The sequence below is a fragment of the Saccharopolyspora aridisoli genome, from assembly GCF_004348445.1.
Lineage (GTDB): Bacteria > Actinomycetota > Actinomycetes > Mycobacteriales > Pseudonocardiaceae > Saccharopolyspora > Saccharopolyspora aridisoli.
Window position 1 is genome coordinate 60,907 of the sequence record NZ_SMKV01000013.1, and the last position, 21,595, is coordinate 82,501.

The 21,595-nt window shown below is 69.3% G+C and carries 20 protein-coding genes and 2 pseudogenes; 11 read left to right on the plus strand and 11 right to left on the minus strand.

The genetic code is table 11. From position 1 onward, the window contains the following. Positions 1–184: 184 nt before the first annotated feature. The 3 genes from E1161_RS12680 to E1161_RS12690 all read left to right on the plus strand — a co-directional run bounded on the left by E1161_RS12680 (position 185) and on the right by E1161_RS12690 (position 4,898). Positions 185–874 carry a type 1 glutamine amidotransferase domain-containing protein gene (locus E1161_RS12680; protein ID WP_132622934.1) on the plus strand — a complete coding sequence of 230 codons (690 nt, stop codon included), beginning with the start codon at positions 185–187 and terminating at the stop codon, positions 872–874. A 395-nt stretch (positions 875–1,269) separates the two neighbouring features. Continuing rightward, positions 1,270–2,778: a PucR family transcriptional regulator gene (locus E1161_RS12685; RefSeq protein ID WP_132622936.1), complete on the plus strand. Its 1,509-nt coding sequence runs from the start codon at positions 1,270–1,272 to the stop codon at positions 2,776–2,778. 278 nt (positions 2,779–3,056) lie between these two features. Then, on the plus strand, positions 3,057–4,898 hold the full coding sequence (locus E1161_RS12690) for a hypothetical protein (protein ID WP_235874991.1): 1,842 nt from the start codon (positions 3,057–3,059) through the stop codon (positions 4,896–4,898). Here E1161_RS12690 and E1161_RS28675 read toward each other — a convergent pair. From E1161_RS28675 to E1161_RS12710, 5 genes and pseudogenes are all read right to left on the minus strand, one after another. Then, positions 4,834–5,415 (minus strand): substrate-binding domain-containing protein, encoded by a 582-nt coding sequence (locus E1161_RS28675; protein ID WP_132623117.1) that lies wholly within the window; start codon positions 5,413–5,415, stop codon positions 4,834–4,836. The two genes, E1161_RS12690 and E1161_RS28675, sit on opposite strands and share 65 nt — an antisense overlap. 250 nt (positions 5,416–5,665) lie before the next feature. Further along, the gene (locus E1161_RS27135) at positions 5,666–6,235 is read right to left on the minus strand and encodes an alpha/beta hydrolase (protein ID WP_165939770.1); all 570 of its coding nucleotides are present in this window, start codon (positions 6,233–6,235) and stop codon (positions 5,666–5,668) included. Between the two features lie 19 nt (positions 6,236–6,254). After that, positions 6,255–6,632 (minus strand): annotated as a pseudogene (locus E1161_RS28680) (alpha/beta hydrolase); the annotation flags it as partial. A gap of 16 nt (positions 6,633–6,648) precedes the next feature. Next, positions 6,649–8,253 carry an MDR family MFS transporter gene (locus tag E1161_RS12705; protein ID WP_132622938.1) on the minus strand — a complete coding sequence of 535 codons (1,605 nt, stop codon included), beginning with the start codon at positions 8,251–8,253 and terminating at the stop codon, positions 6,649–6,651. Beyond that, positions 8,250–8,894, minus strand: a complete 645-nt coding sequence (locus E1161_RS12710) for a TetR/AcrR family transcriptional regulator (RefSeq protein ID WP_132622940.1) — start codon at positions 8,892–8,894, stop codon at positions 8,250–8,252. The genes E1161_RS12705 and E1161_RS12710 overlap by 4 nt, the downstream gene beginning before the upstream one ends. A gap of 185 nt (positions 8,895–9,079) precedes the next feature. On the opposite strand from E1161_RS12710, the gene E1161_RS12715 reads away from it, so the two are divergent. Further along, positions 9,080–9,859, plus strand: coding sequence for an arylamine N-acetyltransferase family protein (locus tag E1161_RS12715; protein ID WP_132622942.1), 780 nt, complete (start codon positions 9,080–9,082; stop codon positions 9,857–9,859). Between the two features lie 182 nt (positions 9,860–10,041). Here E1161_RS12715 and E1161_RS27580 read toward each other — a convergent pair. The 3 genes and pseudogenes from E1161_RS27580 to E1161_RS12725 all read right to left on the minus strand — a co-directional run. Further along, positions 10,042–10,296 (minus strand): annotated as a pseudogene (locus tag E1161_RS27580) (glycosyltransferase); the annotation flags it as partial. A gap of 228 nt (positions 10,297–10,524) precedes the next feature. Then, on the minus strand, positions 10,525–11,157 hold the full coding sequence (locus E1161_RS27585; RefSeq protein ID WP_328591251.1) for a glycosyltransferase family protein: 633 nt from the start codon (positions 11,155–11,157) through the stop codon (positions 10,525–10,527). A gap of 142 nt (positions 11,158–11,299) precedes the next feature. After that, entirely contained in the window at positions 11,300–12,076 is a 777-nt protein-coding gene (locus E1161_RS12725) for an adenylate/guanylate cyclase domain-containing protein (RefSeq protein WP_165939771.1), read from the minus strand. Between the two features lie 162 nt (positions 12,077–12,238). Between E1161_RS12725 and E1161_RS12730 the strand changes: the two genes are divergently transcribed. The 6 genes from E1161_RS12730 (at position 12,239) to E1161_RS12755 (ending at position 16,554) form a co-directional block, all read left to right on the plus strand. Beyond that, positions 12,239–12,661, plus strand: coding sequence for a YbaB/EbfC family nucleoid-associated protein (locus E1161_RS12730; protein ID WP_235874992.1), 423 nt, complete (start codon positions 12,239–12,241; stop codon positions 12,659–12,661). A 4-nt stretch (positions 12,662–12,665) separates the two neighbouring features. Further along, the gene (locus tag E1161_RS12735; protein WP_132622944.1) at positions 12,666–14,318 is read left to right on the plus strand and encodes a WXG100 family type VII secretion target; all 1,653 of its coding nucleotides are present in this window, start codon (positions 12,666–12,668) and stop codon (positions 14,316–14,318) included. 14 nt (positions 14,319–14,332) lie between these two features. Then, on the plus strand, positions 14,333–15,034 hold the full coding sequence (locus E1161_RS12740; RefSeq protein ID WP_132622946.1) for a hypothetical protein: 702 nt from the start codon (positions 14,333–14,335) through the stop codon (positions 15,032–15,034). Then, positions 15,027–15,707, plus strand: coding sequence for a hypothetical protein (locus E1161_RS27145; protein ID WP_165939772.1), 681 nt, complete (start codon positions 15,027–15,029; stop codon positions 15,705–15,707). Before E1161_RS12740 ends, E1161_RS27145 begins: the two co-directional genes overlap by 8 nt. A 177-nt stretch (positions 15,708–15,884) precedes the next feature. Further along, positions 15,885–16,199, plus strand: coding sequence for an ArsR/SmtB family transcription factor (locus E1161_RS12750; RefSeq protein ID WP_207920214.1), 315 nt, complete (start codon positions 15,885–15,887; stop codon positions 16,197–16,199). Then, complete coding sequence (locus E1161_RS12755) at positions 16,165–16,554, plus strand: VOC family protein (RefSeq protein WP_132622948.1); 390 nt, start codon at positions 16,165–16,167, stop codon at positions 16,552–16,554. Before E1161_RS12750 ends, E1161_RS12755 begins: the two co-directional genes overlap by 35 nt. Positions 16,555–16,611: 57 nt before the next feature. On the opposite strand, the gene E1161_RS12760 is transcribed toward E1161_RS12755, so the two are convergent. Together E1161_RS12760 and E1161_RS12765 are read right to left on the minus strand one after the other, a co-directional pair. Next, positions 16,612–17,760 carry a trans-sulfuration enzyme family protein gene (locus E1161_RS12760; protein WP_207920215.1) on the minus strand — a complete coding sequence of 383 codons (1,149 nt, stop codon included), beginning with the start codon at positions 17,758–17,760 and terminating at the stop codon, positions 16,612–16,614. A 129-nt stretch (positions 17,761–17,889) separates the two neighbouring features. Further along, positions 17,890–18,372 (minus strand): Lrp/AsnC family transcriptional regulator, encoded by a 483-nt coding sequence (locus tag E1161_RS12765; RefSeq protein WP_132622950.1) that lies wholly within the window; start codon positions 18,370–18,372, stop codon positions 17,890–17,892. A 156-nt stretch (positions 18,373–18,528) separates the two neighbouring features. Between E1161_RS12765 and E1161_RS12770 the strand changes: the two genes are divergently transcribed. After that, positions 18,529–20,961 carry a PEP/pyruvate-binding domain-containing protein gene (locus tag E1161_RS12770; protein ID WP_132622952.1) on the plus strand — a complete coding sequence of 811 codons (2,433 nt, stop codon included), beginning with the start codon at positions 18,529–18,531 and terminating at the stop codon, positions 20,959–20,961. A gap of 284 nt (positions 20,962–21,245) precedes the next feature. Here the strand turns inward: E1161_RS12770 and E1161_RS12775 are convergent, their stop codons facing one another. Next, positions 21,246–21,587: a bifunctional 3-phenylpropionate/cinnamic acid dioxygenase ferredoxin subunit gene (locus E1161_RS12775; protein WP_132622954.1), complete on the minus strand. Its 342-nt coding sequence runs from the start codon at positions 21,585–21,587 to the stop codon at positions 21,246–21,248. Positions 21,588–21,595: the final 8 nt, after the last annotated feature.

Genomic DNA, 21,595 nt, shown 5'->3' on the forward strand with positions numbered 1-21,595 from the left:
GAGAAGCCGCGGCGGTGCCAGCCGAGTCCCAGGTGGAACAGCAGCCTCACCGCCGTCCGCTCCAACAGGACCCAGGCCCGGGGTTGTGATCTGGGGCATCGCTTCCTCGAATGGCACGGGTGCCGATCCCGCGCATACCGTCGGGGGCGGAACCCGCACACCTCTAGTTCGAGAGCGAAACCCCATGGCGAAGATCCTGTTCGTGCTCACCAGCGCGGACCACTGGACTCTCAACGACGGCACGAAGCACCCCACGGGGTTCTGGGCCGAGGAGTTCGCGGCACCGTACGAGGCGTTCACCAGCGCTGGCCACGAGGTCGTGATCGCCTCCCCGGGCGCGGTGGCGCCCCCGGTCGACCGAGGCAGCCTGAGCGCCGACGCCAACGGCGGGCAGGAAGCCGCCGACCGCGTCGCCGCGATCCTGGACGGCGCCACCGAGCTGAAGAACCCGATCGACCTGGCCACCGTGAACCCGGCCGACTACGACGCGGTGTACTACCCGGGCGGGCACGGGCCGATGGAGGACCTCGTGGTCAACACCGATTCCGCGCGCGTCCTCACCGAAACCCTCAGCTCCGGCAAACCCCTCGCGATCGTCTGCCACGGCCCGGCCGCGCTGCTGGCCACCGCCCAGGGAGGCGAGTCCCCGTTCCGCGGTTACGCGATCACCGCCTTCACCAACTCCGAGGAGATCCAGGCCGGCCTGGCGGACAAGGCCCCGTGGCTCCTGCAGGACCGCCTCGACGAGCTCGGTGTCACCTTCGACGAAGGCACGCCCTGGTCCCCCAACGTGGTGGTCGACCGCAACCTCTACACGGGCCAGAACCCGGCCTCCTCGGCCCCGCTCGCCCAGCGAGTCCTCAAAGTGCTCTGACCGCAGCTCTTTTCACCCGTCCTGGAACGAGACCGGTCCCGACACGCGCGTCGTGTCGGGACCGGTCTCGTTCGGGGTTGATCTGGCCGGGGGAAGCGCTGAGGCGAGGGGCTTCCTCTCCCCCCTCGCCTCAGCGTGGTGTTTGCTGCTCGCGAACACCGACCCCCAGGGTGAGGTGGCGCGGCCTCGACCGGTCGCCGACGGTGGGACGTCGGGCCGACTCCCGTGCGCCGTTCGCCCGGCACTGCGGCGACGCCTCCAGGGTATTCTCGTTGATCACCTGGAAGCCAGTTCGTTCTCGCACAGTCAGCGCCGGGAATCGGGATCTGATTGCTGCACCAGGAGCCCCTGCCCCGCAGATCGCTCCCTCGACCTCACGAGAGAAGGGGTGTGCCTTGGCGCTGTCCGGCGACGATCGGGATTGCCTGGGACGGCTTCGCGACATGCAGCGCGAAGCGGTCGAGCCCGGTGGGTTGCGCCGGCTGCTCGCCCGCTTCGCCGACGAGGTCGGCGGCTCCGCGGCGCTGTTCGACGCGGCGGGCAAGCCCATCGCGAGCGCACCCGCCCGCGCCCTGCCCGAAGCGGTCGTCGACACCGCGCACCGCGTGCGGCTGGGCGAGCACCGGTCCGTCGTCGAGCGCGACGGGCACGACCAGCTCGCGGCGTTCGCCATCAGCGGCGAACCCGGCGCGCCGACGCTGGCGCTGGCCGGATCGACGATCGACCGCTTCACCTCCGAACCCAGGCGCACCGACTCCCTCCGCGTGTTGGCCCTGACATGGGAAGCCCAGCACGCGCACGAGCGGTCCAGGCGGGTCGATGCGGCCAACGACCAGGTCCGCGAGGCCGTTCTACACCTGTTGATGGACGGTGGGCTGGCCACCGCGCATCGCACGGCCGAGGCGCTCGGCGATGCGCTGCCGGACCCGATGCGCGCATGGGTCGTCGAAGTCGGCGCCATCGACAAGGGCGAGCGCGACGCGATCGCCGACGAGCTGACGCGCATCACCGGCGGCCGGGCCTTCGTGATCAAGTGCCCGGTGCACAGCGGGCACCTCATCACCGCGGTCGCGCCCATGAGCCACGAGGAGGAGCGGGCCTGCCTGCGGGAGCTGGTGGCGAGGGCGAGAGCCGACATCGGCCGGATCAGCGCGGGCATCAGCACGGTGCTCCCGCTGCGGGACTTCCCCACCGGCTACCAGCAGGCGTTCCACGCGCTGGCGCACGCGCGCGGGAACGCCGAGCGGTTCGCGACCTTCCGCCGCAGCCACGACCTCGCCGCCGAACTCGCCGGTCACGGGCAGGACTGGGCGCGGCGGGTGCTGGCGCCGCTGGAAGGGTTCGAGCCCGCGCGCCCCCAAGACCCGTCGCGCGACGACCTGCGCAGCACCCTGGTGTCCTGGCTGGCGTTCCACCAGCAGGCCACCCGCCACCTGAAGATCCACCGCAACACCCTCAGCGCGAGGCTGCACAAGATCGGTTCGCTGCTGGGCCGCGACCTCCACCGGCTCCCCGACCAGGCGCACCTGGACCTCGCGCTGCGGCTGCGCGGCGGCCCCGAGGCACCGCACTCGACGCGCGACATCGACGAGCTGCTGCGCGGCGATGAAGTCCTCCGCTGGGCTGAGGTGCTGCTCGCGCCACTGCGGGACTCACCGCGACTGGTCGAGACCGTTCAGGCCTGGCTGCTCGCCGACACCAGGACCAGCCTGGCAGCCGAGGCTCTGAGCATCTCCGCCGCGGCGGTCCGCAAGCGACTGGTCAGCGCCGAGCAGCTGCTGGAGCGGTCGTTGCTGAACTCCCCCTCGCTGAGCTACGACCTGCACTTCGCGTTCCGCGCGCTCGACCTGACGACCGGGAGGGCGCGCGGATCCGGGGATGGAAGATCGGGACCCGAGAATTGAACCGCAATGGGCTCGAAAACGTGCCCCCGCTCCTTTCCCACCTTGCGGGCGGAAATCGAAAAAAGGGGAAGCGCAACCGGGTTCGTGAATGCGCAACCGCGATTCCCGACCTGCCCACGGCGGACACCTCAGCTGGGAAAACGGGAATTGATTGCAGCGCTGGCGGTTTCACGACGACCACCTTCCGGAAATGCTCTTGATCGGTCTAGGGTCCCGATCTAAGAGCGCTCTCATGCGGTGCGTTCGTCGCATTGTCCTTTTCCGGAGGTGCTTGAAACATGATTCCCGTCTCACAACGGCGTGGGCGACGCCGGTTCCCGTTCTTCGCGGGAATGGCCGCTGTCGCCGCCGTCACCGCCGTCGCGCCCAGTGCGGCGGCGATGCCCGGCGCGAACCACGCCCAACCCGCGAAGCCCGCGGCTCCGGCACCCGGACCTCAGGCATGCGCGGGCACCGACACGCCGGACTTCGGTCCGAACGTGCGGATCTTCGACCCGTCGATGTCGCCGGAGAGCATCCAGCAGCAGCTCGACGACGACTTCAACAACCTCAAGGACACGCTGGCCGACCAGATGTCCGAGGACCGGGTCGCGCACCTGTTCAAGCCGGGTGAGTACGCCGTCAACGACAACGTCGGCTACTACACCTCCGTGGCGGGCCTGGGCAAGAACCCGGGCGACGTCACCATCAACGGCAACATCACGGTCGACGCGTTCAACGAGTCCGACGAGGGCAACGCGACCCAGAACTTCTGGCGCTCGGCGGAGAACATGACCGTCAAGCCCAACGGCGCCAACCGCTGGGGCGTGTCGCAGGCCGCGCCGATGCGCCGCATGGACATCCAGGGCGACCTGGACCTGTACCCGGCCAGCTACGGCTGGGCCAGTGGCGGCTACCTCGCCGACACCAAGGTCTCGGGCACCACGGAGTCCTCGTCGCAGCAGCAGTGGTACACCCGCGACTCGCAGCTGGGTGCCTGGGACGGCGGCGTCTGGAACATGACGTTCTCCGGCGTGCAGGGCGCCCCGCCCTCCGCGTTCCCGACCCCGCCGCACACCACCCTGGAGTCGACCCCGGTGTCGGCCGACGTGCCGTACCTGTACGTCGACGACGCGGGCAAGTTCCAGGTGTTCCGCCCGGACGTGCGCACCGATGCCACCGGTCCGAGCTGGGCCAACGGTGAAACCCCCGGCAAGTCGGTGCCGATGAGCCAGTTCTACGTGGCCAAGCCGACCGACACCGCCGCGGACATCAACGCCGCCTTGGCCTCGGGCTGCAACCTGTTCTTCACCCCGGGCGTGTACCACCTGGACGACACGATCAAGATCACCAACCCGGACACGATCGTGCTGGGCATCGGTTACCCGACACTCATGCCCGACACCGGAAAGACGGCGATGGAGGTCGCCGACGTCGACGGCGTGCGCATCAAGGGCGTGCTGTTCGACGCGGGCACCCAGAACTCGCCGAGCCTGCTGACCGTCGGCGAGGAAGGCGCTTCGGCGGACCACTCGCAGAACCCGACGATCCTGCAGGACGTGTTCTTCCGGCTCGGCGGCACCGTCGCCGGCAAGGCGACCAACAGCCTGATCGTCAACAGCAAGAACGCGGTCATGGACCACATCTGGGCCTGGCGTGCCGACCACGGCAACGAGGGCTCGTTCGGCTGGGACGTCAACCCGGGCGACACGGGTGTGCTGGTCAACGGTGACGACGTGACGGCCACCGGCCTGTTCGTCGAGCACTACAACAAGTACCAGGTGATCTGGAACGGCAACAACGGCAAGACGATCTTCTTCCAGAACGAGATGCCCTACGACGTTCCGGACCAGGCCTCGTACATGAACGACAACGGCCTGGAGGGCTGGGCCGCCTACAAGGTGGGCGACCAGGTCACCAACCACGAGGCCTGGGGCCTGGGGAGCTACTGCTTCTTCAACACCAACCCCGAGGTGAAGAACCACCACGCCTTCGAGGTTCCGGCGGTGCCGGGCGTGAAGTTCCACAGCATGGCGACGGTCTCGCTCAACGAGAAGGGATCGATCACCCACATCATCAACGACACGGGTGATGTGACCCCGCCGGCGACCACGCCGTCGAACCTGGCGAACTTCCCGTGACCTGATCACCGGCGATCGAAGTCCCGGCGGGGCCACCACGGCCTCGCCCGGACTTCGATCGCATCGGGGCCCGGGAGCGGGGCGGACCTGGTGCGCCCGTGATCAGCCTCGCCCGGTCAGTTCGACCGAACTGACCGCTGATGCTCCCGCGGCGCTCAGGTGGACTCGCGGACGACGAGGCGGTCAGGGTGATCGCCGGCTCGACTGCCTCGCCGGCGATCAGGCGCAGCAGGTGGGCCGCGAGGTGGCGGCCGACGCCGTCCATGGGCTGGCGCACGGTGATCAGCGGCGGCTCGGTGTGACAGCCCTGGTGATGTCGTCGAAGCCCCAGCGCCACTTCGTCCGGCACCCGGGAACCGCTCTGGCGCGACACGTGCAGCGACCCCTCGGCCATCAGGTCGGAGGCGGCGAAGACGGCGTCGATCCCGGCTTCCCCCCGCCTCCCCGGAAGCGCGGGTGAAGTCCCCCGCTGCCGCGACCGGGATCTCCGGCGTCGTCGCTGGCGAGAAGCGGACAGCCCGGGACCGGAATGTTGACTTCCGTTCGGGGTCGAAGAAGTCTGAGACTCGAGTGCGCACTCACATCTTGTTGGTGGTGGCCGTGGGCTGGTGAGACCTCACCGGTGAAGACTCGGGGCGCGTCCGCACCTCCCGCGCGGGCGCGCCCCGACCCGTTCGCAAGTTCGTCGGGGTTGCTTTGCTTGGCGGTGCTCACAACCGCGACGGTGCGAGTTGAGTGCCGCACCGGAAGCAGCGGCTCAGCCGCCCCTAGTCGGTGACGCGGGGTCGCACGAGTGCTGTCGAGAGTTCCGAGCAGAGTTCGGCGAGGGCCTGCGTGGCGCTGCGGCAGACGTTCGGGAACGACATGTACCCGTGCGGCATGCCGACGTAGGTGGTGGTGCGGACCGGGACCCCGGCTGCTCGCAGCGCCTCGCCGTAGCGCAGGCCGTCGTCGCGGATGGGATCGTGCTCGGCGACCTGGATCAGCGCCGGCGGCAGCCCCTCGTGCGTCGCCGCCTTCAGCGGTGAGACCAGCGGGTTCGCCGGGTCTTGCCCGCCGAGGTAGGTGTCGCGCATCTTCCGCGCCTCGCGGGTGGTGATCACCGGAGCTTCGGCGTTGTCCTCCAGCGACTGGCTGCTCAGCGTCATGTCGGTGGCCGGGTAGATCAGGCCCTGGAAGGCGATCTCCGGGCCGGAGCGGTCCCGCGCGAGCAGGCACATCACGGCGGCGAGGTTGCCGCCCGCGCTGTCGCCCGCGACCGCGATCCTGTCCGGGTCGGCGCCGAGTTCGGCGGCGCGTCCGGCGACGTCGACGAGCGCGGCGTAGCAGTCCTCCACGGCCGCCGGGAACCGGTGGGTTGGGGGCGAGCCGGTAGTCCAGCGACACCACGACCGCCCCGACCTCCTTGGCGACCCGGCCGCACAGCCAGTCCCCCATGTCGAGGTTCCCGCTGACCCAGCCTCCGCCGTGGATGTTGACGATCAGCGGCAGCGGTCCGGTCTCCCGCGTCGGCCGGTACACCCGGATCCCGATGCGGCCGTCGGCCCCGGCGGCGGTGAGGTCGCTGGTGACGGTGCCGGGAGCGCGAGAACCGAGCACGAAGTCGATGATCCTGTTGCGCGGCAGTGTTTTCCGCTGCCGCGCGATCAGCTGCTCGTCGGTCATGCCGGTGACGCTGGGAGCCAGGCTCAGCGCCTTGCCCAGCAGCCGGACGCGAAAATCCATCTCAGCCATGCGATTGCCTCCGCGATCAACGGGTCTTGGTGGTGGCGCGCTGCTGCGCTTCGAGCACTTCGGCCTCCTCACCACCGATGGCCTCACCGCGAGCGACCAGCCCGGCCACCTCCGACAGCGGGATCTGCTTGAGCAGCAGCGAGAGCAGGAATGCGATGGCCATGAACGGCACCAGGTACCAGAACACCGGCGCCAGCGCGTCGGCGTAGGCGGTGACGATCGCGTCCCGCACGGGTTCGGGCAGCTGCTGCAGCATGTTCGGCGACAGCGACACCGCGGACTGCTCGGCCTGCTGCGCGGACGCACCAGCACTGGCGAAGATCCCGGTGAGGTTCTCGGTCAGCCGGGTGGAGAAGATCGTGCCGAACACCGCGACGCCCAGCGCGCCGCCGACCTCGCGGAAGTAGTTGTTGGTGCTGGTAGCGGTACCGATCAGCGCTGGGTCGACTGAGTTCTGCACCACCAGCACCACGACCTGCATGATCAGCCCGAGTCCGGCGCCGAAGACGAACAGGAACGCGCACAGCAGCCACACGGGTGTGTCGGCCGACAGCGTGGTCATCGCGAGCATCCCGCCAGCGGTGATGAGCGTGCCCAGGACCGGGAAGATCTTGTAGCGGCCGGTCTTGGTGATCAGCGCACCGGAGGTGATGGAGGTCAGCATCAGACCGGCCATCATCGGCAGCATCGCCATGCCCGACACCGCCGCCGAGGTCCCGGTGGACATCTGCAGGAAGGTGGGCAGGAAGCCCAGCGCGGCGAACATGCCCAGCCCGAGCACCAGGCCGATGCTGGTGGCGTTGGCGAAGATGGGGTTGCAGAACAGCGACAGCGGGATGACCGGGTCGCTCGCCCGGGACTCGACCAGCACGAACAGCGCCGCGGCGATGACCAGACCCGCTGCCCACAGCCAGGTCTCGGGTGCGCTCCAGCCGTGCGCGGAGTCGCCGCCGAAGTCGGTGAAGAAGATCAGGCTGGTGGTGGCCAGCGCCAGAAGCACCACGCCGGGGACGTCCAGCGGCTTGGTGGCCCTCTTGCTGGGCAGGGTCAGCGCGAAGTAGGTGATGGCGAACGCGGCGATGCCGATCGGGATGTTGATGTAGAACGCCCAGTGCCAGGACAGGTGGTCGACGAAGGAACCGCCGAGCAGCGGGCCGCCGATCGCGGCGAGGCCGAAGATGCCGCCGAGCGGTCCGAGGTACTTGCCGCGCTCGCTGGCGGGCACGATGTCGGCGATGATCGCCTGGGAGAGGATCATCAGGCCACCGCCGCCGAGGCCCTGCGCGGCGCGGAAGATCACGAAGGTCCAGAAGTCGCCGGCCACGGCGCAGCCGATCGAGGCGACCGTGAACAGCGCGATGGCGATCAGGAACAGCTCGCGCCTGCCGAGCACGTCGCCGAACTTCCCGTAGACCGGCATGACGATGGTGGTGGCCAGCAGGTAGGCGGTCGTGACCCACGCCTGGTGCTCGACGCCGCCGAGGTCGCCGACGATGGTGGGCATCGCGGTGGACACGATGGTCTGGTCGAGGCTGGCCAGCAGCATGCCCGCGATCAGCGCGCTGAAGATGATCCAGATCCGCCGCTTGGTGAGCAGTAACCTGGGTTCGGTCTCGGTCATCGGGTCCCTCCGGTGAGCGTGGCGGCGAAAACCTCGCGAGCGGCTACCAAGCGGCGTTGCATGATCGTGTTCAGCGGCTCGGAGTTGGCTGGGTCGAGGAACTGACCCATGCAGGCGCCCGCGAGCGCGCAGACCACCTGGACGGCGACGGAGGCTCGGAGGTCCCCTTCGGGGAGTCCTTCTCTCGCTCGCACCAGTTCGACGTCGGCGCGTTCGCGCGTCTGGACGTGCTCGAGAACTCGCGACAGCAGCCGGGGCTCGCGGTCCATGGCCGCGACCAGGTCCGCGACGTGCTCGGGCGTGAGTCCGACCTCGGTCCAGCGGTCGACCAGGAGCGCGGCGTAGTCGTCGAGCAGGCTCGCCGAGACCCCCGCTTCGCCCGGGTCACCGCCCGAGGTGAACCGCTCCTCGATCTCGTGCTGGTCCCACAGCGTCGTGAACCCCAGTACCGCGTCCTCCTTGGACGCGAAGTAGTTGAAGAAGGTGCGTCTGGAGATGCCCGCCTCGTCGCAGACCTCGTCCACGGTGAACCCGGACAGCCCGTCCTCGGCCGTGCGGCGACGCGCTGCGGCGGTCAGCCGGTGAGCCGTGTGGACCCGACGCTTCCGAGCAGAATTTGCACCATCTACCACGGAGTGCATTATTGCACTCTACGCTCCACCGTGCAGAACTGGTGGTCTGGAGGGCGTCGCGGAAGGCCAACGAGCAGCTGGTCGCGCGCCTCCACCCGAGGAGATCGACGGCCTCAGCGAGCTGCTCACCCGGCTCCCGGAACTCCGGGTGACACCGTTGACCTCCACCGCGCTGGAAGTGTGAGGCTGTGACCATGACCGATCCCTGGGACGTCGATTCGCTCGACCTCGACGCGTACCTCGCCCGCACAGGGCAGCCGGCGGCACCGCCGTCCGCCGAGGCGCTCACCGCGCTGCACGAGGCGCACGTGCGCGCGATCCCCTTCGAGAACGTTGATCCGGCGCTCGGGCGCACACCGCGCCTCGACCTGGGATCGATCACGGCGAAGCTGGTGCGCAGGCAACGCGGCGGGTACTGCTTCGAGCACTCCCTGCTGTTCGCCGCCGTGCTGGAGCGCCTCGGCTACGCCGTGTCCCGCCGAGCCGCGCGGGTCCAGCCGCACCGCAACGGCCCGCGAACCCACATGAACCTCGTCGTCACCGTCGACGGTGCCGAGCACCTGGCCGACGTCGGCTTCGGCGCGGGCGTGCTGCGCCCGATGAGGCTGGTCGACGGCTCGGTGGTCGACCAGGCCGGCTGGAACCACCGGCTGTCCCGCGACGGTCGACTGTGGACGCTGGAGAAGGAGACCTCAGAGGGCTGGGAACCGCTGCACGCCTTCGACGACCAGCCGCAACGGCTCATCGACTACGAGGTCTACAACCACTACACCGCCACGCACCCGGACTCGCCGTTCACCGGCAGGCTCGTCGTGATGCGGCTCGACGAGGGCATCAGCCGCAAGCTCATCGGCGACACCCTCGTCGTCGAACGACCCGACGGCTCGCAGGAAGCGACGCCGGTCGACGACCGGGCGGAAACCCTCCGCTCGCTCGACATCGTGCTCAACGACGACGAACTGACCGGCCTCTAGACCAGCACCAGGAATGCGGCGGAGCCGCCGCTTGAGGTGTGGGACCCAACTCGCACCGCCGCAGGGTTCTGACCGGCTCCGTGGCGAGCACGCCGCGACGCCGTGCATCGCATGCACGAGTCGTGGCGCACGGAGTCCACGAAGCCGCTCAGGTTCTACCGCCCGCACCGCCGAGCACTCCCTCAACAGGCCCTGGACAGTTCTTCCAGGTCCGCAGCGATCTGGGAGAGCGGCGGCAGCGCCAGGGCTCGGCGCTGCGCTCCGCGGGCCGCGCTGCGGAACGACGGCTCCTCCAGCACCCGCGACACCGCTTCGTGCAGCAGCGGCACGGTCACGTCCTCGATGGTGAACGCCAGCTCCGCGCCGATCTCGGTGATGCGAGCGGCGTTGCTGGGCTGCTCGGCGAACATCGGCAGCCCCACCATCGGCACCCCGGCGTAGAGCGATTCGCGGGGTGCTGTTGAAACCGCAGTGGGTGATGAACGCGTCGCAAGCGGGCAGCAACGTCTGCTGCTGGACGAACGAGGTCAGGTGCACGTTCTCAGCGCGCACCCCGGTCCACTCCCCCGGGTCGCGGTTGGCGCCGAGCGCGACCACACCCGTGACCGGGAGCTTGCCGAGCGCTTCGGTGATCGTGTCGAGCAGCTGGGGACGTTCGCCGAGCATCATCGGCGCGTTGGTCCCGAGGCTTGCCAGCACCAGCGGGCGGTCCGGGAGATCGGCGACGGCGGGGTCGAGCCGCTCGGCGTCACCGTCGGGAATCCGGTAGTGGTGCGCGGAACCCAGCCGCGCGCCGTCCGGGTAGAAGGCCTCGGGCACAACTCCGGCCGGAAGGCGCTCATCGGCTGCCACGGGTCGTCGACGGGGTCGAGACCGAAGTGTCGGCGACCGGCGTTGATCTCGTCGAGGACGTCGCCGAACGGCGCCATCGGGCTGATGTCGACCACGGCGTTGGGGATGCCCCACTTCTCGGCCGCGTAGTAGCCGCCGAACTCGGTCGCCTCGCGGACGATCAGGTCCGGGCGCTCCAGGTGCTCCAGGAGCTTCTCGCCGAAGTGGAGTCCGAGCACGCCGATGAAGTTGCCGCCGAAGTCCTCTGAGGTGACACCGATGGTTTCGGCACCCCGCCGCTCGGCGTCGTCGGTGAGCCCCTTCGCGCCGAAGCGCTGCGGATCCGCGGCGAGGTCGCGCGTGGTGACCAGGTCCGGCAGGACCACGGGCCGCAAACCGGCCTGCTCGACGGTGTCCGCCATGGCTTCGCTGGTCGCGACGAGGACGTCGTGCCCGGCACCGCGCAGCTAAGGGCCGACCGGAAGCAGCAGCGGAACGAGGTGCGAGTAGACGGGCATTGCGGTCAGGACGATGCGCAAGTGATCCCATTCGGGCTCGACGTCGAAACTGGACAGAATGCTGCCCAGTTTCGACGGTACACCCGGCTCGTCACCGCTCGTGACGGGGAACCACGGCGTACACGGCCAGGCCCTTCGGCGTTCCCTTCGCCCGGAAGCGACGGCTGCGCGCCACGTACCGCTCGCGGTCGGCAGCCTCCAGGACCTGCTCGGTCACCAACACTTCCCCGCCGTTGGCAGCGTCGGCGACGCGCGCGGCGATGTTGACGTCCACCCCGATGTAGTCCTTGCCGACCTTGCGCGGCCAACCGCGGTGCAGGCCCACGCGCAGCGACGGGCGGTAGCCGTCGTGGTGGAGCGCGCTGACCGCCGACCCCAGCGCCGCGGCGGCCTCGATCGCCTTGTCGACGTCGGAGAACGCCACCATCACGCCGTCGCCGAGCGATTTGACCACCACACCGCCGTACCCGCCGACGACCTCGCGGCTGACGCCGAAGAACTCCCGCAGCAACCGCAGGACCTGGTCGTCACCCGCCCGCAGCGCCCAGGTTGAGAAACCCACGAGATCGGTGAACATGATCGTCACGGCTCCGTCGGCGGCACCCCTGCTGGTCAGCGCCTGCCACGCCTGCACGGTCACCAGGCCGAGCTCGCGCACCGCGCTCGGCTGATCGCCCGCGACCTGCATCATCAGCCGCGCCACGCGGTCGGACGGCTTCCCCGAGTCGGAGAGGGCTAGCTCGCCGGAACCGGGGAGCATCCGCCGGACCCCGCGCAGCGTTCCGACCACCCGCCGGCTCTGGTTGACCTGCCGCGCTCGATCCCCGGCACGACCCCAGAATCCCGCGGGCCGCGACTCACCGACCATCACACACCGTCCCTCGCACCGAGCCAGCCTACGGCAACCTACTCCGAAGTAGGTTTCAGCCGACCCCGAGGTGCAGCGCAGATCACCCGGAACCGCCCCACGACGATCGTTGCCCTGGCTAGCATCCATCGCGCGGTAGATCGAACAACGAGGGGACTGTTCGTGGCACAACCATCGGAGCGCGTCCAGGAGATGATGCGGAAGTTCGAGGAGCAGGCCGCGCAAGCCGGTCAGCTCCGGGAGCGCATGCAGGAGATCAAGGGGCAGGGGCGCAGCGCCGACGGCAGCGTCACGGTGACCGTCGCCCCGTCCGGCGCGGTGCTGGACCTGCAGCTGACCGCGAGCGCCACGCGCCAGCCGCACACCTCCCTGCAGCAGGGCATCATGACCGCGATCCGCGAGGGCACCCAGGACGCCGCCCGGCAGGTGGACGAGACCGTGCAACCGGTGCTGGGCGATCGCGCCGAGCAGTTCAAGAGCGCCCTCAACGCCCACTCCCCCGCACCTCCCACCGCGCCGCCCTCGGGATCGACGCAGCGCGTCGATCCCGATGACGACTACTCAGACGGCTCGTTCCTGAGGTGACCCGATGACGATGAAGGTCGCCCCGGAGGCGTTGTCCGCGCACAGCCGAGGTTCCGACGGTGTGTCGCAGCATCTCGACCAGCTGGCCCAGGTGCTGGAGCAGGCTCGGGTGAGCGATGACTGCTTCGGTCCTCTCGGCGAACTGATGGCCTTCGCCTACTTCGGCTCGCTGGAGGAGTGCCGGGACCTGGCCACGAAGGCCGGCGGGTTCATGCAGCACATCTCGCAGGCCGTGGCGGACTGCGCGAAGGACTACAACGAGACCGATCAGAAGGAAGCCGACAACCTCTGCGGCATCGACATCGCGGGCCTGGGCGGCGCCGGTTCCGGCCCCGGCACGATCGGCGGGGTCAACGGCGCCGGGGGACCGCGCCGCAGTTTCATGGACCAGACGGCCGCGTACGGCATGTCCACCGCCTCGGCCGCGCAGGACCTCGCCAAGGCCGACAACCCGCCGGACATCGCCATCGCGGCGGTCAACGCCCGGATGGAACAGCTCCAGCTGGTCACCAGCCCCGGCCAGTCCTTCGTGGACAACGGGCTGGGCTTCCTGATCTCGCTGGTGATCAGCCCGCTGGTCGAGTTCGTGCTGGAACCGGCCATCGGCGACCCCGAGCAGATGCGCGCCACCGCTGAGGGCTGGGAGCAGGTCGCCAAGTGGCTGGAGGAGCTCGGCGAGCAGGAGCAGCAGCGCGCCGAGGCCACCCGCCCGGCCTGGGAGGGCCAAGCCGGCGACGCGTTCCGCAAGCAGATGACCGAGTTCACCGGCGGCACCAAAGCTTTCGCGGCCGATGTCCTCGGCCTGGAGCAGATGCTGGAACTCGCCGCGGACCTCTTCGACGCATTCGTCGAGATGGTCATCGACATCATCCAGGAACTGGTCCTCGGCCTGATCATCGAGTGGATCGCCGCCCTCGCGGCCTCCTGGATCACCGCCGGAGCCTCCGTCGGCGCGGCTTCCGGCATGACGGCCGGTCAGGTCGCCATCACCGGCACCCGACTCGGCGCCAAGGTCGCCGACCTCCTCCACAAGCTCAAGCCCCTGGTCACCAAGCTGGAGGAGCTCCTCGTCCAACTGCGCCGCGGCCCGCTGCGCCAGGTCGTGGAGAAGATGAACGACCTCCGCGGCGGCAACATGGTCGAACGCTGGGTTTCCCGACAGATCGACGCGAACCCCGTGGCCAAGGCGGTCACTCGTGGAGATCACGCAAGCCTGGGCAGAGCCCAGGACGCGGTGCGAGACGCCGAACGAGCAGTGGCCGAGGGACGGCCCGGGGCACAGCAGAACCTTGCCGATGCTCAGAACAAACTTGACCGAGCCGAAGCAGAGGACATGGCTTCGACCACGGGAAACCGGTTCGCCCGGCAAGAAGCCAGGGATCCGAACGACCCCGACGTCCGGACCAGTTGGAGCGGACAGATCACGGAGAGCGCGAGAGGTGAGCAGGCTCTCGCGACGAACGTCGTCCAGGCAGGCCTGGGTACGCTCGGCCTCGGAGGCCAGACCCGTGTAACGGATGCGATGGTCCAAGAGGGCACTCAAGCCGCCACCGAGTTCGGCATCGAGCAAGGTATCAAGGCGGGCTACGCCAAGGCCGAAGATCCGTCGAGCTCCGAAGAGCGACAAGCAGCCGAGAACCGCGGCTTCGAGGTATAGGAGACGAGGATTCAGTGACGGTTTCCGAATCGCTCGGCGCCGCGTTGACCGCACGGCAGTGGTGTGCGCCAGGAACGCCGATCTTGTGGGCGAGTTGGCAGGTGGGGACGAGCTACCGTGTCGCGGGACATGACGAATTCGGTCGGCCGCTCCCCAAGAAGAAGCGCGGCAGCATTGTCGGCGCAGTCGGTGGATTCCTCGGCGACGCCGCGTTGACCGCCGTCTTCGGCGGTGGCGACGATCATTCCGGTGCTGGCGGTCGTGGCGCCTTCAAGGTGGACATGCATGTCGTCGGTCCCAGCATGGACTGCACATCCGTCCAGATGTACTGGCAAGAGTTTCCACATGAATACGATTCGTCGCGAAAACTGTGGGTGTTGACCCCCGGTCAGCTGACGGTACTGCTTCCCCACAGAGAAGACTCCACTCCAGAACCGAAACCACAACCCGGTTGGCGCGAGCTCTTGCACAAGCCAGAGGAGTTCGGCCGGAACGAGCCTGGTGAGCACATCCAGGCATGGCGGGTCGCGCCTTGGTTCGAAGTGCCGCTCAACGACATCAGCAAGTGCCAGACCATCGGACCGAAGCGGCGACCACACCGACATCTCGGACTGGAGTTCGCCGACGGCTCCGGCTTCTTGCTCGACGCGCACACACCGCGCAGCGCTCAGATCATGGCAGACACCGTGAACGACCAGCGAGGAATCCGTGGCTGACCTCCCTCTCACAAGGCAGGAAGTGCTCCGCACGCAGACGAAGGAGCTGCTGACCGAGCAGTGGGTCAGCGACGGAGAAACTCTCCTCTGGCTGGAGATCCCTGCCCAGGCCTACGCGGCTTCGGTGATCGGGCAGAAGCCGACCGTCCCGCACGAACCGGTCTCAGAAGTGCGGAAGTCGCTGGTCCAGGAACCGAACTGGCCACTGCCGAGCAAGCAGATCATCGACGGCGCATTCCGCGACGACGAGTGGGCCGACGAACTCTCGATCCACTGGTGGGCCTTCGCCGACCAACCCGACCGCGACGCCGTCCGCATGGTCGACCACGTGGCCAACGTCCCCGGCGAGGCGTTCCTGGCCTTCACCGACCAACGCGTCGCGGTCGTGGTCAAGAGCAACCAGGTGTCCAAGGTGGATGAAACGGCGTCGGGCCTGCTCGGCCGAGCCAGATCGGTTGCCCAGAAGGCCGCGGAGAGCCTGCCGTCGCCGAACCACCCCGTGTCCTACTTCGAGGTACCGGCGAACCGCATCGCCGCGATCCAGGGCACGGTCCTCGGCCGCAGCCTCCCCCGCGACTCCTGGCTCCGGGTCGACTTCACCGACCGGTCCACGTTCCACGCCCGATCGCAGAACATCGACGAAGACCCCGTCAACACCTTCCCCCCACGCTGACCCCCACAGCAACCCCAGGTCATCGACCTGATCCCCTCGCTTCCAAACCCCCCGCCCGGGTGCGGTTCCGGATATCAGTGGAAACCCGTGCTCCGATTTCCACTGAAATCGTGTCCCCCCGGCACCGGCGCAGCGCCGAATTGACATGCAAGCCGCCACTTGCCTATCGTTCCCGGTGTGGATGAAGCCGTGTTCAAGGCGCTGGCCGATGGCACGCGGCGCGCGATCCTCGACGAGCTGACCGAGCAGAACGGGCAGACACTGTTCGAGATCTGCGCGCGGTTGGCCACCAAGCACGGGCTCGCCTCGTCACGGCAGGCGATCTCGCAGCACCTCGAGGCCCTCGAAGCCGCGGGGCTGGTCAGGGCGCGCCGTGAAGGCCGGTACAAGTTCCACCACATCGACACCGCGCCGCTCGAACCGATCGTCGAGCGGTGGCTGGGGAAAGGCCGGGAGCATGAGGATCAACCTGCACAGCATGATGGTCGATGACCAGGACAAGGCGCTGCGGTTCTACACCGAGGTCCTCGGCTTCGAGCTCAAGCACGACATCCCGATGGGCGAGCACCGCTGGATCACCGTCGTCTCGCCCGAGGAGCCCAACGGCACCGAACTCGTCCTCGAACCCGACCAGCACCCGGCGGCCAAGCCCTTCAAGCAGGCGCTGGTGGCCGACGGAATCCCCTTCACGTCGTTCGCGGTCGAGGACGTCCAGGCCGAGTACGACCGCCTCACCGCCCAAGGCGTGCGCTTCACCCAGCAACCCACCGACATGGGCCCGGTCACCACAGCAGTCCTCGACGACACCTGCGGCAACCTCATCCAGATCGCCCACGAGAAGGCCTGACCAGGGCGTCCGTTGGAGTGTCGCCGGAGGTCCCAACGGGCCCACCGCCGGAACGGCTCAGGTCGTTCGGTCGAGGGCCTGGTCGAGGTCCCGCCAGAGGTCCTCCGGGGATTCCAGGCCGACTGACAGGCGGAGCAAGGTGTCCGGGATGCCTCCTGCCGCGCGGTCCTGCGGGGCGACGACGTGGTGCGACAGCGATGCCGGGTGTTGCAGCAGCGTGTCGGTGCTGCCGAGGCTGACCGCCGGTGTGATCAGTCGGACGGCGGAAACCACCTCGTGCGGCGGAGTTCCCGACTCGAACGACAGCATCGCACCGCCGGTGGCGAGCTGGCCGAGCTTGCTCGGGTCCGGGTAGTGCACGGCGCTGACCTTCGGGTGCGCGAGCAACCGCTCCGCGAGAACCGCTGCGGTGGCCGACGAGCGCTCCATGCGGACCGGCAGCGTGGCCAGGCCGCGCTGCAGGAGGTACGCGGCCGAGGGGTGCAGCACCCCGCCCGTGGCGATGCGGACCTGGCGCAGGCGCTGGGCGAAGTCCTCCGCGCAGGTCACCACACCGCCCATGGCGTCCCCGTGCCCGCCGAGGAACTTCGTCGCGCTGTGCAGGACCACGGCGGCGCCGAACTCGGTGGGCCGCTGCAGAGCCGGTGTGGCGAAGGTGTTGTCGACGAGCACCGGAACGCCCCCCGCGGCGTCCACGACGGCTCGGACGTCGATCTCCGCGAGCGTCGGGTTCGCGGGGGTCTCGACGATGACGAGCCCGGTCTCCGGTCGGATCGCGGCACCGACATCGGCCGGGTCCGCCCAGGTGATCTGGTTCCCCAGCAGCCCGGATGCGATGAGGTGGTCGCTGGTGCCGTAGAGCGGCCTCGCCGCCACGACGTGCGGACGGCCGGCGGCCACGGTGGCGAGCAGGCACGCCGAGAGCGCCGCCATGCCCGAGGCGAAGGCGACACCGGACTCGCAGCCTTCGAGCTCGGCGATCGCTCCTTCGAACCGGGCGACCGTCGGATTGCCGAGGCGGGCGTAGATCGGCATGCCCGTCACCTGGGCTCCGGTGGTCATCGCGTCGAGGCGCTCGGCCTCGTCCCTGCTGTCCCGGCTGGGATAGGTCGTCGAGAGGTCCAGCGGAACGGCGTGCAGGCCCTGATCGGTGAGGTCATCACGGCCTGCGTGCACGGCACGGGTCCACAACGTCTGTTCGGTCACCACCCCAGGATCAGCGGTCCTACGGCGCCGCGGTCGGATCTCCGGATGAACATCGGCCGAGGGCGGTGTTTGCTCCGCGTTGGTCCGGCCGCGCCGGTCTGAGCGCGCGTTCACCCGGCGATCGTCCGGTCAGCCCTCGGCGCCCGGCGGCAGCAGCGGGCCACCGCGCCACTGGTGGAAGATCAAGTGGGTGTGCACCATGACCACCTCGTCCCGCGCGGTGAGCTCGTCCAGCACCAGCCTCTGCAAGTCGGCGGCGTCGACGACGGTCACGTGGATGAGGAAGTCGTCCGGGCCGGTCAGGTGGTAGAGGTGCCGCGTCTCGGGCTGGGCCAGGACGTGCCGCACGAACGGATCCACGAGCGGACGCCGGTGCGGGTGCACGCGCACGGCCAGCATCGCCTCCAACGGGCGACCGACCGCACTCGGTTCGATCCGCACCGCCGATCCGCACATCACGCCCGCGTCCCGGAGTCGCGCCAACCGGTCCGAGCACGTCGAGGTCGCGATGCCCGCTCTCGCCGCCAGCTCGCGGTTGGTCATCCGGGCGTCGTCCTGCAACGCCCGCAGCAACCGCATGTCCACGACGTCCAGTTCCACCTGTGCAGCCACGGGCCGCAGCGTACGGGGCATCAGGATTTTTGACGGTTTCTTGACGGCTGATCGCCGGTCGCGGGCCTAGCATTCGGGCATCGGCCCTTCGGCCGTGGTGTGCCGGGAAGTCTGGTCGGCGTTGTGATGGTGTTCGCCGTTCGGACTGGAGTGGTGATGGTGACCGGCAACGACGTTCAGCTGCTCGAACTCGCGCAGGTTGACGCGAGCATGCTCGGACTGGTGGGTGGCAAGGCCGCGGGGCTCGGAGAGCTGCTCAAGGCCGGCTTCCGGGTGCCCGACGGGTTCTGCTTGACGACCCGGGCGCACGTGACCGGCGAGATCCCCGAACGAGAAGTCCTCGACGCCTACCGGCGGCTCGGGGGCGACCGGGTGGCGGTGCGGTCCAGCGCTACCGCGGAGGACCTGCCGGACGCGAGCTTCGCGGGGCAGCAGGACACGTTCCTCAACGTCAGCGGTGAGCAGGAACTGCTGTCGGCGATCCGCCGCTGCTGGGACTCGCTGCACTCCGATAGGGCCGTCGCCTACCGCGACGCCAACGGGATCGGCTCCGACGTGCACATGGCCGTCGTGGTGCAGCGGATGGTCGACGCGAAGGCCGCCGGGGTGCTGTTCACCGCGAACCCGCTGACCGGGACGCGCGCGGAGATGGTCGTCGACGCCGCGCCCGGCCTGGGTGATGTGGTCGTCGACGGGTCGGTCATCGCCGAGCACTACGTCCTCGACGGGACCCCGCCGCGCACCGACGGTTGCCTGGACCGCGCCCAGCTCGACGCGCTGAGCGACGCGGGCGCGCGGGTGCAGGAGAGCTTCGGCTCACCCCAGGACATCGAGTGGGCCATCGACCGGGACGGCGTGCTGTGGCTGTTGCAGTCGAGGGCCATCACGACGCTCTTCCCGCTCCCACCCCGATCCGATGACCTGCGGGTCTACTTCGAGATGGGGCACATGCAGGGGATGCTGCGGCCCTTCACCCCGGCCGGCATGTCGACGATGACGCACGGCGCGAAGCTGTGGATGGACTCCGCGGGCCTCTCCGGCGGCGCGTTCGGCGATGCGATGGGCATCGTTCCCGTGGGCGGTCGGCTGTTCATGGACTTCTCGGACCTGCTGCGCAACAGGCGCTTCCGCTCCCGGCTGCCGCAGATGTTGGAGGTCTACGGCCCGCGCAACGTCGAGATCATGCAGCGCCTGCTCACCGACCCGCGGTTCGCCCCGACCACGAGCGGGCTGCCCTTCCCGGTCGCCCCGCTGCTGAAGAAGAGCCTCGTGGTCCTGCCGAAGGCGAAGTTCGAGCTCATCCGCACGCTGATCGATCCCGACGCCGCACGTGAACGCGCTTTCCGCGCCACCGAGGAGCTCAAGCGCCAGGCCAGGGCTCCGGAGTTCACCAACTCGCAGCAGCGCCTGCGCTTCGCCGAAGAGGTGCAGCGGGACTTCATGACCGCCTCCGAGGTGATCTGGCCGCTGTTCATCGGAATCCTCCTCGGCCAGCTGCCGAAGTCGCTGCTCAAGGGCGTCGCCACGACGAGCGAGCTGGACACCGTCCTCGGCGGGCTGCCGCACAACGTCACCACCGAGATGGATCTCGCGCTGTGGCGCCTGACCGCAGGCCTCGACGACGACGCCCGGGAACTGCTGCGCAGCACGCCACCGGCCGAGCTCACCGAGGGCTACCGGGCGGGCGAGCTGCCCGACATCGGGCTGGACGACTTCCTCGCCCGCTACGGCCACCGCGCACCGGCGGAGGTCGACGTCGGGATGCCGCGCTGGTCGGAGGACCCGACGCAGATCTTCGCGACCATCGCCGGATACCTGCGGATCACCGATCCCGAGCAGGCACCGGACCGGCGGTTCGAGAAGGCCGCAGCCCGCGCTGAGGCCATGATCGACGAGTTGTTCCAACGCGCCCGCCGCCAGCGCCCGATCCGCGCCCACCTCGCCCGCGCCCTCATGCGCCGCGCCCGCAAGCTCACCGGGCTGCGCGAGCTGGGCAAGTTCGCCTGGCTGTACTCGTTGCAGGCGGTGCGCGAACAGCTGCTGCGCATCGGCGACGACCTCAACCGACGCGGCCTGCTGGAACGGCCCGGCGACGTGCTCTTCCTGGAACTCGACGAGATCCGCTCCGCGGTGGGCGGATCCGATCAGAGCGCTCTCGCCACCGAGCGGAAGGCCCACTACGACAGGGAGGTCCGCCGCCGCGCGGTTCCGATCGCGGTGCTCTCCGACGGCACTGACCTGGAGGCCACGGCACCACCCGCACCCGCCGCCGACGGCGCGCTGGTCGGGTTGGGTGCCTCTCCCGGCGAGGTCACCGGGCCCGCTCGCGTCGTGCACGACCCGGCGACGGCGCGGATCGAGCCCGGCGAGATCCTGGTGGCCACCACCACCGACCCCGGCTGGACGCCGTTGTTCATGACCGCGGCCGGTCTGGTCACCGAGACCGGTTCGCCCATGGCGCACGGCCCGACCGTGGCCCGCGAGTACGGCATCCCCGCGGTGATCTGCGTTCGCGACGCCACCACGGACATCACCACGGGGCAGATCATCACCGTGGACGCGACCTCGGGCACCGTCACACCGCGCTGAGCTCGTCCGCACGCCGACCTGGACCGGTGTTCAAGGTCCTCGCCGAGGCAGATTGGGAGCGCCGCACCTACGCCGAGGGGATCGCGACCGGGAACGCGGCGTTCGAGCCCGGAGGTACCTCGACGAGAAGCCTTGGCCGACAAGCGGGTTCCCGGTCATCGGTGGGTCGGCGAGGTCGACGGCCGGGTCGCCGGGTGGGCCAGCGGCGACACCGGTGTCGGCGCACGAGTGCTGGCCCGGAGTCGCCCAGAGCTCGCTCCACGTCGGGGACGGTTTCCGCGGGCTCAGGCCGCGCCTTCGGCCTCCAGGGGGAGCTCGACCTCGCGCGGGGTGAGCTGGACGTACACCGTGCCGCCCTCGACGAGGACCTGGTGGGTGCGCAGCGCCCGCTTGGCCGGCGGGCCCGTGGGCGCACCGCTGCGCAGGTCGAAGAACGCCGCGTGCAGCGGACATTCGACGAAGCAGCCTTCGAGGAATCCGGCGGACAACGACGCGTCCTGGTGGGTGCAGGTGTCGTCGACCGCGTAGAACACGCCGTCGGCGTTGAACACGGCGATCGGGACGTCGGCGACGAACCGGGTCGACTCGCCCGGGGCGAGCTCGTCGGCGCGGCAGACAGCGAACATCGAACCTC